This window comes from Luteibacter sp. HA06, assembly GCF_054061215.1.
In genome coordinates, this window is the sequence record NZ_JBSSDZ010000001.1 from 2216313 (window position 1) to 2230601 (window position 14289).

Genomic DNA, 14289 nt, shown 5'->3' on the forward strand with positions numbered 1-14289 from the left:
ACCCAAACGCCAATGAGACGGCTACGATCCCCAAGTCACCCGACCGCAAGGAAACAAGCAAATGATGAAGCTGGCAAGCGGGTTCCTGCTTGGCGCTCTGCTCACAAGCGCCGCGCACGCGCAAACCAACGCAGGCGAACAGAAGCCCGAATCCGACCTCCCCTTCACCGTCACCAAGGTCGCCAGCCTCGACCTGCCCTGGCGCATCGCGTTCCTGCCCGATGGCCGCATGCTAGTCACCGAGAAAGTCGGCCGCCTCCAGCTTGTCACCCCGCAAGGTGCGAAGACCGAGATCAAGGGCGTACCGGCCAGCTATTTCGAAGGCCAGAACGGCATGCTGGGCGTGTTCCTCTCGCCCCACTACGCCACAGACCACAACGTCTACCTCACGTACGTAGCACCCGGTGACTACGGTGGCGGCCTGGCCATGGGCCGTGGCCAGCTCGTGCTCGATGGCAACCAGGCCCGCCTGGAAAACTTCCAGGTCCTCTGGCGCCAGTTGCCCACGGGCAAGGGTGGCCAGGCCGGCGCGCAGATCGCCTTTGCACCCGACGGCAAGACCCTCTTCCTCAGCGTGGGCGACCGCCAGCGCTTCACGCCCGCGCAGGATCCAAACCAGCCGGTCGGCAAGATCCTGCACCTGACCCTGGACGGCAAACCCGCGCCGGGCAATCCATGGGCAGGCAAGGTCGGCACGCCCACCATTCCGCTGATCGATCCGGCGACCGATACCGAGACAGCCAAGACGGCCCCGGTCGTCAGCACCTATACGTTCCCCGGCCCCAACCTCACGCCGTCGGAAACCTGGAGCACCGGTCATCGCACGCCGTATGGCCTCGCCTTCGCGCCTGACGGTCGCCTGTGGGAGCTCGAGCACGGCCCCAAGGGCGGCGACGAACTGAACCTGATCCAGCGTGGCAAGAACTACGGCTGGCCGCTGGTTTCGTACGGCCAGAACTACAACGGCGTGCCTATCCCATCCCCGGATACGCGGCCCGATCTCGTCAAGCCGGTGATCTATTGGTTGCCGGTGATCGCGCCAGGCAACCTCATGTTCTACAAGGGCAGCCTGTTCCCGCAGTGGAATGGCAGCGCCCTGATCAGCGGCCTCGTCAGCATGGGCATCATCCGCGTCACATTTGACGGAAAGGGTGGCGCGACGGCCGTCCAGCGCTGGAGCCTCGGCAAACGTATCCGTGATGTCGAAGAGGCGCCGGACGGTTCGCTCTGGCTGTTGGAAGACGCCCAGCCGGGTGGGCTGTACCGCCTCACGCCGAAATAAGCACGCAGTGCCCTCCCGCGCGCCTTGCCTGATGCGATGCACCATGGCAAGGTGAGCGGCTTTCGTGGCGGCCTGGGCCTGTCTGCGTACGCTGCACAGGAATCCGAATGTCCCCGTCTGCTCTCTCCGTCCGCCAGAACCTCCTGGCTGGACTGACCACCGCATTCGCGCTGGTGCCTGAAGCCATGGCCTTTGCGCTGGTGGCGCACCTCAATCCGTTGATGGGCCTTTACGGCGCGGCGATCATCGCGGCGCTGACAGCAGCCTTTGGTGGCCGCCCGGGCATGATCTCCGGCGCCGCCGGCTCCATGGCCGTGGTGATTGTCGCCCTGGTGGTGCAGCACGGCAGCGAGTACTTCCTGCTCACCGTTCTGCTCGGCGGCCTGATCCAGTTCCTGTTCGGCTTGCTGCGACTGGGCAAGCTGGTACGGATGATTCCGCATCCGGTCATGCTCGGCTTCGTCAACGGCCTGGCGATCGTGATCGCCGGTTCGCAGCTCGAACACCTGCACGCGCCGGGCGGCGGCTGGCTCACCGGCAACGCGCTGTACTTGATGCTCGGCCTGGCACTCGTGGCCATGCTGGTGGTGTATCTGATGCCGCGGCTGACCCGCATCGTGCCCTCGGCACTGGCGTCGATCGTCATCGTCAGCCTGATCGTGCATCTGTTCGGCCTGCCCACGCGCGCAGTCGGCGACATCGCCTCGATCAAGGGCGGCCTGCCGTTGCTGCATTGGCCGCAGTTGCCATGGACGCTGGATACGCTGAAGATCGTGTTTCCTTATGCGCTCGTGATGGCCACGGTGGGCCTGCTCGAAACCCTGCTCACGCTCAATCTCGTCGATGAAATCACCGGCACCGAAGGCCAGCCCAATCGCGAATGCATGGCGCTGGGCGCGGCGAACGTGGTGTCCGGCTTTTTCGGCGGCATGGGTGGCTGCGCCATGATCGGCCAGACCATGATCAACCTCACCTCGGGCGGACGCACGCGCTTGTCCGGCATCACCGCCGGCGTGCTGGTGTTGTGCTTCGTCCTGTTTCTCTCGCCGTTGATCGAGCGTATCCCGCTGGCCGCGCTTTTTGGCGTCATGCTGGTGGTGGCACAGAAAACGTTCGCCTGGGGAAGCGTGCCGCTGCTTCGACGGCTGCCGGTGTCCGATGCGCTGACCATCGTCGCGGTCACCGTCATCACTGTGCTGGCCAATCTCGCCACCGCCGTGCTGTGCGGTGTACTGATCTCCGCGATCGCCTTTGCCTGGAAGCACGCCGACCGTCTCAGCGTGAATCGCGAAGAGCTGCCCAACGGGGGCCGCATCTATCGCCTGCGCGGCACGCTGTATTTCGCTGCCACGTCACGGCTGATGGCCATGTTCGACGTGGAGAACGATCCGGCATACGTCGAGCTGGATTGCTCTGGCGCGCATCTGGAAGATCATTCGGCTGTCGAGGCGATCGAAGCATTGCGCCGACGTTATGCGCAGCAGGGCAAACAGCTGCATGTCACGCAGTTGAATGACGACTGCGAGGCGCTACTGATGCGCGTGGGCTCTCTCTAACGCTCAAACCGTCAGTGCGCGAAGAGACGGCTATTGGCTTTCCCGGTATCAGGGACCAGGCAAGGCTTCTGCTCAGTAGCCCCGGCCGGTGAGGATCAGAGGTCCAGATGCAACGGTGCGGAGCCCTCGGCAGGCATGGCGCAGCAGATCAGCGCTTCGTCCCCGGGCACCTTGAATTCGGTGGGTCTGGCGTAAGTCACGCTGCCGCTGATCACCTTGGTGCGGCATGAGCCGCAACTACCGCCGCGACAGCTGTATTCGGGTGTAAGGCCACGTTGTTCGGCGAGGTCCAGCAGGCTTCCGGTCTCGGGCGACCAGCGTGCTTCCTTGGCGCTGCGCATGAACATCACGGGCACGGACGATGTCGAAACGGGGACGGCGGGTTTCGCCGGCTCCCCGGTGTCCGACGTACGCGCCACGCTTGAAGGACCGAAGGCCTCGGCATGGATACGCGCATCCGCGATATTGAGCTTACGCAGCCCGTCGTACATGTCTTGCATGAAGCCGTTCGGGCCACACAGGTAAAAGTCGTAGTCGTCGAAGGGGAGCTTCGCTTTCATCAGCTCCAGACCGAGTCGACCCGCGGCGTCATAGTCCCTCCCCTCTTCGGCGCCTTCGGTATCGCCCAGAACACGGATGTGATGCAGGCCGCCATGTGCTTCACGCCCCAGCACGCCGAATTCGTCGTCGAACGCGCGCTCGCGCTTGCTGCGTGCCGACTGGAATACCCACATCGGACGTTGATGGCGCGTACGCAGGCCTTCGCGAACGATATGCCGCACCATGGCCAGCACCGGCGTGATACCGACGCCCGCTGCGAGGAACACCGCGGGACGGCGCACGCGCGCGTCGATGGTGAATCCACCAGCCGGCGCGCGTGCCTCGATGACATCACCCACCTTGATATGGTCGTGGAGATGGCTCGAAGCGATGCCTTCACGTTTTACGCTGATGCGCAGCCTCGCATCGCCGGGCGCGCTCGACAGCGTATAGGTGCGCCGCACGGGTATGTCCTGTCCCTCCACCTGCAGCCGTAACGGCAGGTGCTGACCCGGCAAGGAGGCTGGTAAACCGGCACCATCGGCAGGGCTGAGGTGGAAGGAGCGGATCGAAGCGCTCTCGTCGATGACGTGCTCGACGCGATAAGGACGCCACTGTTGCGCGAGCTCGGCGGCCTTCATGCGCGCTTCGGTATCTTCCCAGCTGCCGGTGATCAACACGTTGGGCGACGTACCCTGCTCGATCTCGGTCCAGCGCAGCGGAAGGCCAGCCGGACGATAAACAATGCGCTTCGGGCGGAAACGCCACATGCGCTCCGCACCAAGGAACGCGGCCACTTCGGGGGCATCGAGCACGACTTCGCTGCTGCCGGTCATCTGCAGCACGTCGCCGGTGTGGAAGTCGACGAAGATGAGTCCGGCACGCGGATTGACAAGGAAATTGCCCAGCGTATTGAAGAACAGATTGCCGGAGAAATCGGGGATCGTCAGCGTGCCATCGTCGTCGATACGAACGAAGCCGGGCCTGCCGCCGCGATGGGATGCGTCGACCTGGCGCACGCCATCGCGCACGATGTACGAGGCCACGTAGAACGAATCGGAGGCCACGATCATCTGACGCGCACGATCGTCGAGTGTCGTGCTCTCGACCACCTGACCCGGACCGGCATCGTCGAAGCGGTAGGCGCGTAGCTGGATGTATTGCGGACAGTTGCCGTAGCTTTGCGTCGGCTCGATCACAAAGCCCGAATCGCTCGTGCGACGGACATTGCCATTGAGGCGGTTGCGACGCCGGGTGTGCAACTCGATGCCGAGCATGCCGATGCCGTCACCATCTTCCATGCCTGCATCGGCGGGATCGTTCGGTTCGCGCGGAAGATCCACCTGCAGCACGCGCGGCACCGGCGAGTGCATGAAACCCGGCTCGCCCGCACGTAGCGTTGCCCAGACGTCGCCCTGCGGATCGACGGCACCGAGCACCACGAACGGCAATTGCGCATAGAACTCGCGATGCTGGTCGGGCATGTAGTCGCGGGCCATCTGGCGCTGACCGGGAATCTTCATGCGTTCCACGGCACCGACGCTGGCTTGCAAGGTAAGTTCGCCCGTGTGCCACGGAGACGCCGTTATGGCATTCAGCGGTGTCTCCATGGCAAGCACCTCAGGCGGCCAGACCGACGGGCGTCTTCTCGAATGCCAGGAAGCCCGGCTGGGCCTCGAGACGACGCAGCCACGCGAGCACGTTCGGATAGCCCGAGGTGTCGACATTGCCTTCGGGCGCCGCGGAGATATAGCTATAAAGCGCCACGTCGGCGATGGTCGGGCGAGCGCCCGCTATCCAGTCGCGTGCAGCGAGCTCGTGATCGACGACGGCAAGAATGCCGTGCGCCTTCTTGATCGCCGCAGGCGCATCGAGCGTCGAGCCGAACACGGTAACCAGACGGGCGGCAGCGGGACCGCTTGCAATCTCGCCGGCCGCAACCGACAACCAGCGCTGCACGGTGGCAGCTTCGACAGGCGACTCCGGCAGCCAATCCGTGCGCTGCTTCGACTTGGCAAGGTAAACCAGGATCGCATTGGAATCGGCGATCACGTTGTCGCCATCGATCAGTACGGGCACCTGGCCCAGAGCGTTGATCTTCAGGTACGACTCGGTCTTATGCTCGCCCTTGGCAAGGTCGACGAACGCAGGTTCGTAGTCGACGCCGAGAAGGGAAAGAAGGAGCCGGGCGCGGTGGGAATGACCCGAGAGATGATGGAAATAGAGCTTCATGCGATTGCCTCGAATGGCGCGGGTAGTGTGTGAGTCAAAGTGTGACTCCACCATCCGGGCAGCGGAATATTCGCTAATTAGAATTGGCTATTACTAAAATAGGAATAATGGGATGAGTAATCGACCCCGGAGATAGTCTGTCGCCCGCCGATTACCTCGACCGCACGCCTTCACCGCAGAGACTGATCGTCCCGCAGCGTCTGGCTAGCCAGATCCACGAACGCACGCACTTTCCGCGCCGCGTGGCGTCCTTCGTGGTGCATGACGTGAATTGGCAGCGGGAGGACTTCCTGCTCGCGTAACACTTCAACCAGGCGACCGGACGTCAGGTGGTCGGCCACCATGTACGAGGCCACCCGCGTAATACCGAAGCCATCGAGCGCTGCGTCGATAGCCGCATCATTGCTCGACACATTGAGGCGGGGATGCACGCGGATCACGGTCGTCTGCTCGCCGGCGGTGAAGCGCCAGTCGACCGACGGCGTAATGCCATTGGCCATGATGACGACGTGCTCGGGAAGATCGGTGACCGACCTGGGGGTGCCATGCTTGGCCAGATAGGCTGGCGAGGCGCAGACCACCCGGCGCACCTGCCCCACGCGCAGGGCGTGATACCCCGAATCCTGCAGCGTGCCAATGCGTATCGACACGTCCACGCCTTCGTCGACCATGTTGACCACGCGGTCGAGGAAGCGGCATTCCACCTCCGTATCGGGGTACCGGCGCAGGTATTCCGTAACAATCGGTACCACGCGCATGCGGCCGAACATGGTCGACGAGGTGACGACCAACCTGCCCCGTACCGCACCGTGGGAACCGGTGGCAGCCTCCTCCGTTTCGGTCACATCGGCGAGGATGCGCCGGCAGTCCAGGGCATACCGGGCGCCGACTTCGGTAACCCGGACGACCCGCGTGGTCCGGGTCAGCAAACGAACTCCCATCACTTCTTCGAGTTCGGTAACCGCGCGGGTCGCGACCGGTGGGGACAGTTGCAGCTTGCGGGCCGCAGCAGCGAAACCGCCCTCGTCGACGACGGCGACAAAGATCGCCATGGCGTGCAATCGGTCCATATTGTTCCACCTCACGCAGTAATCCGAAGCCGGAGCGTATGATTATAATCATACGTCTTGGCAATGCTACTGCGGTAGCGAGAGGACGAACCGGTGCTTTGCCTTGGCCAGCGCGCCCTGCCGCGCATAGAAACGTATCGCGTCGTGGTTCCATTCCGGGGTCTGCCACTGCACTTCGCGCAGGTCCAGACGTTGCGCCAGGGCAATCACCGTGTTCATCAGGGTCTCGCCCGTACCGTTCCCGCGGGCCTTCGCATCGACGAACAGGCAATCCATATGGACGTACTCACACGCGTTGAACGTCGAGAATTCGACCGATGCGGTGGCGTAACCGATGGGTATGCCGCCCCTCCAGGCCAGCCACGCATACAGCCGCGGCGGATTCGCGAAGAGCGCGAGCTGCAGCGACCGGGTCTTTCCCGCCGGATCGTAGGATGCCTTTTCGTAGCCGGCATGATCTGCGCATAAAGCGACCAGGAGAGGGACGTCGACAGGCCTGGCAGGGTGCACCCCGTCCCCCATGAGGAGGCCAGCGTCGTTTGTTTTCATAGGTTGAGCCCCTTCCAACGAAGAAGTGCATTGTTCGTTACAGGGGCCTTGTCGACGACTCAGGCCGGCGCCCTTGATCGATCAGATTCTGCCAGAAGACACCGTGTCGAGGCGTTGCCCATGTTCACGGCACAGCTGCTCGACGAGCGCACGATGATCCGGCAGATCGTCCAGTGCACGCGAGGCGGCTTGCTGGATCATCGCGAATTCCCTGCGCGCCGCTTCCATGTGCGGATAGGCGCTACGCATGGGCTCGAGATCGGTCCGGAATTCCATCCCGTACAGCACATACTGCCAGCTGGAGGTCATGAACATCTCCAGGTCGCTGACGAAATCCAGGCGATGTGGCGGACGTTGTTTCCACTTCGCAAGCTTGTCCTGCAGGGTCTGCGGGATGCTGGCAACGTCGGCGTTGTCGATCCAGAAGGCTGAGTCACGCCTCTGGCTCAGGCAATAGTGCATCTTGATGAAGTCGATGATGCGGTCGTAGCGTGCAACCATCATCTCGTTGAAATGGCGCGCCGCACTTTCCATGTCGTCGGTGTCGCCTGGCAGCAGGTGTGTGAGCAGGTAGGTTGCCAGCTCGATCAGCGCGATGCCGGTGGATTCCAGCGGCTCGACGAAACCACCGGCCAGACCCACCGCCACGCAGTTCTTCCGCCAGTGCTCGGGGCGATATCCCGTTTCAAACTTGATGTGCAAGGCCTTCAGGCCGTCGCCGGCGGGGCCAACATAGCGTCGGAAGACCTCTTCGGCCCGCTCATCGGTGGTGTGTCGTGACGAATACACATACCCCGTGCCACGTCGCTTCTGCAAACCGATATCCCAGATCCAGCCGGCCTCCTGCGCGGTGGAGATGGTGTACGAGGGGATCGGCGCATCGGGCGTTTCGTACGGTACCTGCAAGGCCACCGCGCGATCAGCGAACAGGACATCGGCACGGCTGCGGAACGGCGACTGCATCACGTTGCCGATCAGCATGCTGCGTAACCCGGTGCAGTCGACGTAGAGATCGGCGGTGAGATCGCCCTCCTCCTTCGTCACCACGCGGGCGATGGCGCCGTGCTCGTCCAGCTCCGTACGCTCCACCGTCGCTACATGCCGAACCACGCCAAGCGACTCCTGGCCGTGCTCGGCGAGCACGCGTGCAAAGCAGGCGGCATCGAAGTGGAACGCATGATTCATCGGACCTTGATAGTCCGCATCCTTTGCACGCCTGGGTGCGCGCGAGTGATCGACCAGCCGGCTTTGCATGGACACCGCGTCAGCGAAGGGCATGCCTTCCGGTGCAGCGCCCAGCAGCCAGTACGGCAACAGGTCCGGGCCACCCGGACGCTGGCTGGGTGCGTTGAAGGGATGGAAAAAGTGGTCCGCGCCGGGTGTTCCCGGCGGTCGTACCCAATGGCGATAGTGGATGCCTTGCTTGTATGTCGCCGTGGCACCCACAAGAAAGCGACGCTCGTCGAGCCCGATGGCTGCCAGCGTGCCGCGGATCGAGGGAAACGTTGCCTCGCCCACGCCAAGCAGGCCGATGTCCGGCGACTCCACCAGATGCACCTGCACGCTGCGTGGATCGACGGCATTGACCGCCTTGGCCAGGTAGCACGCCGCCAGCCAACCGGCGGTGCCGCCGCCCACGATCAATACTTTCTTCAGACGCGCCATGGTGTGCTCGAGAAAGAATTGCCGGGCGCGCCCCACGCGAACCCGGCAAAAAGCCATTCAGGGAGAGAAACGAACGGCAAAAGTTACGTCAGAACCACACGCCGACCTGCACGCCATACGTACGCGGCGCGAGGTACTGCGACACGTACTGCAGCGAACCGTCGGCCATCAGGAAACGGCCGGCGCTGGTGCGGGTCTTCTTGTCGGTCACGTTCTGCACGTACCCGTTGACCCACCACTTGTCGCCCGGCTCGCTGTAGCGCAACGACAGGTCGCCACGCACGTACGCCTTCTGCTTGTCGCCCTGCCCCAGGTTGAAGTAGCTCAGCCACTGCGAACTCTGGTACTGCGCACTCGCACGAGGCGTGAGGCGTCCGCCGTTGCCAAGGTGGAAGGTGTGCTCGTAGATCGCAGTGAGCGACACGTCCGGTGCATGCGGCAGATCGTTGCCGGTGACGTTGGCGCAGTTGGCGAGGTTGGACGCCGGCGGACACGCCGGAAGGCCCTGGTAGTCGTTCGACCCGGCGTAAACCAGCGTGCCGAGCTTCTTCTTCGGGATGGCCGAGAAGATCAGGTTGAAGCGGTCGTCGGTCGTCTGGTAAGCCAGCTCCGACTCGAAGCCGAGCACCTTGGTGGTGCCGCCGACATTGGAGAAGCCCAGGCCGTGGTTACCGTCGGGATAGACGATGGGCGCGGACAGCTGGAAGTTCTTGAAGGCTTCGTAATAGACGGCCGAGTTCCACGTCATGTGGCCGTCGAAGAAGGCGAACTTGCTGCCGACCTCATAGTTGACCAGCGTCTCGGGCTTGTACAGCGTGCCCGCGTCCTGCGTGCCGCCCGACTTGTAGCCGCTGGATACGCTGGCGTAAACCAGGCCGGTTTCGCTGACGTCGGCATCCAGGCGCAGCAACCAGGTCGGCTTGCTCTTGCTGTACTTCGCGCTGTTCTGCTGCGAAACGCTGAAACCATTCGACGGATCCGGATACACGTCCGGGGAGATCGGCACCTGCGGCACGGTCGGGTCGTACGCCCAACCCCAGTTGACGCCGCCCTTGTTCTCCTTGTCGTCATGCGACCAACGCAAGCCGCCGGTGAGGCGGAAGTGGTCGCTGATATGCCAGGTGCCCTGTCCGAACAAGGCGTACGACTCGACGGTTTCCTTCGGCTGGATAAAAGAACCCTGCCAGCTCACGGTGCCGTAGCGCGTACCGTTCATGATGGGGATGTCGAACCGGATGTCGTTGTTCTCGTAGCCGTAGTACGCACCGAGAATCCAGTCCACGGTCTGCGGCCCGGTGGACTTCAGGTCGATTTCCTGGCTCCAGTTCTTGTAATGGGAGCTGTTGGTGCGATCGTCCTGGTAAACGCCGTTGGTCGTGAAGCTGGTCGGCACGCTTACGCCGACGTCCTGGTCGAAGTCGCTTTGGCCCGAGTACTTGTTGTAGCCGGCGATGTAGCTGAGCTGCACGCCGTCGTTGATGTTCCAGTCCATGCGGCTGCGCACCGTGTTGGACGTACGGTGCAGGTACGGCGCGGTGTCGATCAGCGCCGACCAGAACTTCTGCCCATCCCGCGGGGTCTGCATGAGGCTCATGCTGGGCGTGCCGCGATCGATGAAGTACTCGTAAGACAGGTTCCACTTGAACGAGTCGCTCGGCTGCCACAGCGTACTGACGCGTGCGGCGGACTGGTCCTGCGCGTTGTACTTGTCACCCTTCTGCACGTACTGACCGGGGTCGATCGGCTTGAATCCGGCCGCCGTGCCACCCGAGGCGAGATAGGTCTGCTGCTGCTGCGCGACGCTGGGCAGCTGTCCCGACGGGCTCTGGTAATCGACATAGCCATCGTGCTGCTCGTGCACCACGGCGACGCGCATGGCAAAGGTATTGCTGATCGGCAGGTTGAATGCGGCGCGGGAACCGATCTGGTTGTAGTTGCCCGCTTCCACCTGCGCGTTGCCGTAAAAGCCGGCACCGATGTCCGGCTTGGCCGTCTGGAAGCTGATCGCGCCGGCCGTCGAGTTGCGACCCCAAAGGGTGCCCTGGGGGCCACGCAGCACTTCGACGCCGTCCATATCGAGCAACAGGCCCGACGCCGCCTCGGCGCGAGGCGCGTACACGCCGTCGACAAAGGTGGCGACTTCGGGATCCGCGTATTCCGTCTTGGCGCTATCGTTGCCGATGCCGCGCAAGGTAAGCGTCACGACGCCATGATCGCCCTGCGACGTACCCTGCAGGCCCGGGACCAGCTTGGTCAGGTCCTGCACGGTCATGACGCGCTCTCTGTCGAGCGTGTCGACGGTGATCGCCGTAACCGCCACCGGGGTCTTCTGCAGTGGCGTATCGCGCTTGGTCGCGCTGACCGACACGGCATCCAGGTTCTGGACCTTCTTGTCGGGGGCCGTCGAATTCTTCGACGACGTGTTCTGCACCGTCGCATCCTGGTCCGCTGCAAGCAGCGTACCCGGCGCAAACGCGAGTGTCATGGCGACATACAACATCTTGTGACGCAGGTTCATCTGACTCTCCCCATCAAACGTTCGGATAAATGTTGTCCGCCGTACGCGACGGTCGAGACAAGGTTTCCTAACTCCCCCAGCGCGCTATCACCCCGAATGACAGCGCTGTCATTACGGAATAATAGAGCTCCCTCGCGATGAATGCTTGCCGCATGGCAGCAACACACCAGCGCGCTTACAAACGCATGCAACACGGCCCCTCGCCGCATTGCCAACCGTTCAATCAACCCATATTGGTGCAGAGCACCTCGACGCTCAGGGCTTGTCCGCTTGAGCCGGACAAGCCAGCGTCCGGTCCGCTACCGTGCTCAGTGACACATCGGTGATGGCGATCTTCGCGGCGGAGTGACTTGTCCACTCAAAGGGCCGATCCACCTTGCTCATGTTCGCGCCGGCATTGCGGAAGCATTTCAACGGAATGCCCACGCGCAACCACTGCCCTTGCGGCAACGCGGACAGCTGGCTCCCTACGGGTACCCGGGCATTGCAACCGGCACCGCAGCCGAGTCCGATCGTCGACGTATCGCCTGGTGAGACGGCATCAACCTTCAACGTCGTCACCAGCAGGACGTCGCCATTGGCTTCGCGTTCCACATCGAGCGGCGCCGGCGCCACCAGTTCAACACTTGCCGCCGCTGCCCCTGCACCGGACCAGCTCAGGCTGCGTGCGTCTTCCTGCGCCTTGTAATCGAGCGCGCCGATCTGCAGGCTGCCGTCCGGTGTCGCGGCCGGTGTGGCGGCGACGTTCAAGGCGACACCGTTCGCACCCGTCAGGCGCACCTGGAAATCCTGTGCCGGCTTGCCCCGGGTGAAGTAGACGCCAGCCTGCTCGCTACTTAGTACAAGCCCCGGATCCTCGGGCAATGTGCCGGTCTTTGCGGCTTTGGCATAGGTAAGACCGAAGCCGTACGGAAATTGCGGAGACTCGCCGTGTGCGATGGCGGCGACCGGAATCTGTACCGCGCTACGTGGCCACGCATAGGCCAGCTTGCCGTGGAAGTCGTGAGCTACCTGGCCGTCGCTAGTGCGCAGCAGTACGTCCGCGATGCCTGCCCCTTCGCTACCCGGCAGCCAGGCCACGACGAAGGCATCGGCGGCATTGATTTCGCGATTCATCCACAGCGGCCGACCGGTCAGGAACACGGCGACCACCGGGATGCCCTGCCCGCGCAGCTTGCGAAGCAGGTCGAGGTCGTGATCGTTGCCCGGACGGTAGGCAAGGTTAGCCCGGTCGCCCTGGAACTCGGCGTAGGGATCTTCGCCGAACACCACGATGGCGACATCGGGCTTCTGCTTGTAGTCGCCATCCACCGACAGCTCGGCGCTACCGCCCGCCGCCTTCGCCTGTGCCTGGAGTCCGGCCCAGATGGAGGTAGCTCCCGGGAAATTCGCATTGGTTTGACCCGTGCCCTGCCAGGTCAGCGTCCAGCCACCGTTCTGCTTCGAGATATTGTCGGCGCCGTCACCGGCAACGAGGATGCGTTTGCGTGGATCGATCGGCAGCACGCCCCGGTTGTTCTTCAGCAGCACCAGCGACTCGCGAACGGCGCGACGAGCCACCTCACGGTGTGAGGCACTGCCGACCACCTCGGCCGACCTGACGGCCAGTGCGTTGGCCGATGGCAAGCCGGCCTCGAACATGCCCAGGCGCATCTTCACCCGCAGGATGCGAGTCACTGCGTCGTCGAGGCGGCTCATCGGGATGGTGCCGGCCTTCACCTCGGCCAGCGTGTTCGTGTACAGGCCCTTCCAGGAGTCGGGCGCCTCGAGCATGTCCAGCCCGGCGTTGTATGCCGCGGCGCAATCTTCGTTGGTGCAGCCGGGCACTTGCCCGTGCGCGTTCCAGTCGCCGAGCACGATCCCGTCGAAGCCCATGCGTTCTTTCAGCACACCGGTGATCAGGGCCTTGTTTCCAGCCATCTTCACCCCGTTCCAACTCGAGAACGAGACCATCACCACCTGCACGCCAGCCTTGATCGCGGGCGGATACCCAGCGGCATGTATGTCACGCAACGCCGCCTCGCTGATGTGGGCATCGCCCTGATCCTTGCCGTCGCGGGTGCCGCCGTCGCCGAGGAAATGCTTGGCAGTCGCGATCACATGCTCGTTGTCGAGGAAATGGTGCGTACCCGGTTTCCCTTCGAGTCCGCCGACCACGGCAGCGGCGTATTGCGCCACGAGCGCCGGGTTCTGTGAGTAACCTTCGTACGAACGGCCCCAACGACCATCCTGCGGCACGGTGAGCGTGGGCGCGAACGTCCAGCTGATGCCGCTGGCACGCAGCTCCCGTGCGGTGACCTCACCGATGTCGTGGATCAGCTGCGGATCGCGCGTAGCGCCCAGCGCGGAGTTCTGCGGAAAAAGCGTGCTGCCGACCAGGTTGTTGTGGCCATGCACGGCGTCGATACCGAACAGCACCGGGATCGCCGGTCGCCCTTGCGAGGTATCCATCGACGCGCGGTAGAAGGCGTCGGCCAGCGCCTGCCATTGAGAGGCAACCGGGTATGGCTGTCCGGGCGGTTTGGAATTGCCACCGGCCAGCACCGAGCCCAGGCGGTATGTGCGTACATCGTCCGGGGTCACGTACTTGATGTCAGCCTGGATGAGCTGGCCGACCTTGTCCTCCACCGACATTTTCGCCAGCAGATCGCGGACCCGGGATTCGATCACAGGGTCAGGCCGAAGCGGCGATTGCCCTTTGGGCCACTGGTCGGCGTGCACATCGGTGGCGTCGCCAGCCATGACCGGAACGGTCATGAGCACGGCGCCGGCCATGGACAGCGCCATGGGAAGGCTTCGCAGAAACAGGCTCGATCGCTGCAGCAATGGCACGTCAAAGCTCCGGGCTGACGCACCGGCGGTGCGCTTCCGGGCGGC

General features: G+C 63.6%; 9 protein-coding genes. 2 read left to right on the forward strand and 7 right to left on the reverse strand.

What is annotated here, in order from left to right; translation table 11 throughout:
• Window positions 1-61: 61 nt before the first annotated feature.
• Both ACVWWJ_RS10160 and ACVWWJ_RS10165 read left to right on the forward strand, forming a co-directional pair.
• Window positions 62-1282 (forward strand): PQQ-dependent sugar dehydrogenase, encoded by a 1221-nt coding sequence (locus ACVWWJ_RS10160; protein ID WP_456967700.1) that lies wholly within the window; start codon window positions 62-64, stop codon window positions 1280-1282.
• Between the two features lie 107 nt (window positions 1283-1389).
• Window positions 1390-2838: a SulP family inorganic anion transporter gene (locus ACVWWJ_RS10165; RefSeq protein ID WP_456967701.1), complete on the forward strand. Its 1449-nt coding sequence runs from the start codon at window positions 1390-1392 to the stop codon at window positions 2836-2838.
• A 95-nt stretch (window positions 2839-2933) separates the two neighbouring features.
• On the opposite strand, the gene ACVWWJ_RS10170 is transcribed toward ACVWWJ_RS10165, so the two are convergent.
• The 7 genes from ACVWWJ_RS10170 to ACVWWJ_RS10200 form a co-directional block, all read right to left on the reverse strand.
• Entirely contained in the window at window positions 2934-4988 is a 2055-nt protein-coding gene (locus tag ACVWWJ_RS10170) for a 2Fe-2S iron-sulfur cluster-binding protein (protein ID WP_456967702.1), read from the reverse strand.
• 10 nt (window positions 4989-4998) lie between these two features.
• Window positions 4999-5610 (reverse strand): glutathione S-transferase family protein, encoded by a 612-nt coding sequence (locus tag ACVWWJ_RS10175; RefSeq protein WP_456967703.1) that lies wholly within the window; start codon window positions 5608-5610, stop codon window positions 4999-5001.
• Between the two features lie 170 nt (window positions 5611-5780).
• A complete protein-coding gene (locus ACVWWJ_RS10180) occupies window positions 5781-6680 on the reverse strand; it encodes a LysR family transcriptional regulator (RefSeq protein ID WP_456967704.1) in 900 nt (299 codons plus the stop codon).
• Between the two features lie 66 nt (window positions 6681-6746).
• Window positions 6747-7229 carry an N-acetyltransferase family protein gene (locus tag ACVWWJ_RS10185; protein ID WP_456967705.1) on the reverse strand — a complete coding sequence of 161 codons (483 nt, stop codon included), beginning with the start codon at window positions 7227-7229 and terminating at the stop codon, window positions 6747-6749.
• 81 nt (window positions 7230-7310) lie between these two features.
• On the reverse strand, window positions 7311-8894 hold the full coding sequence (locus ACVWWJ_RS10190) for a tryptophan halogenase family protein (protein WP_456967706.1): 1584 nt from the start codon (window positions 8892-8894) through the stop codon (window positions 7311-7313).
• Window positions 8895-8982: 88 nt separating this feature from the next.
• A complete protein-coding gene (locus tag ACVWWJ_RS10195) occupies window positions 8983-11412 on the reverse strand; it encodes a TonB-dependent receptor (RefSeq protein ID WP_456967707.1) in 2430 nt (809 codons plus the stop codon).
• A 255-nt stretch (window positions 11413-11667) separates the two neighbouring features.
• Window positions 11668-14199: a glycoside hydrolase family 3 N-terminal domain-containing protein gene (locus ACVWWJ_RS10200; RefSeq protein ID WP_456967708.1), complete on the reverse strand. Its 2532-nt coding sequence runs from the start codon at window positions 14197-14199 to the stop codon at window positions 11668-11670.
• Window positions 14200-14289: the final 90 nt, after the last annotated feature.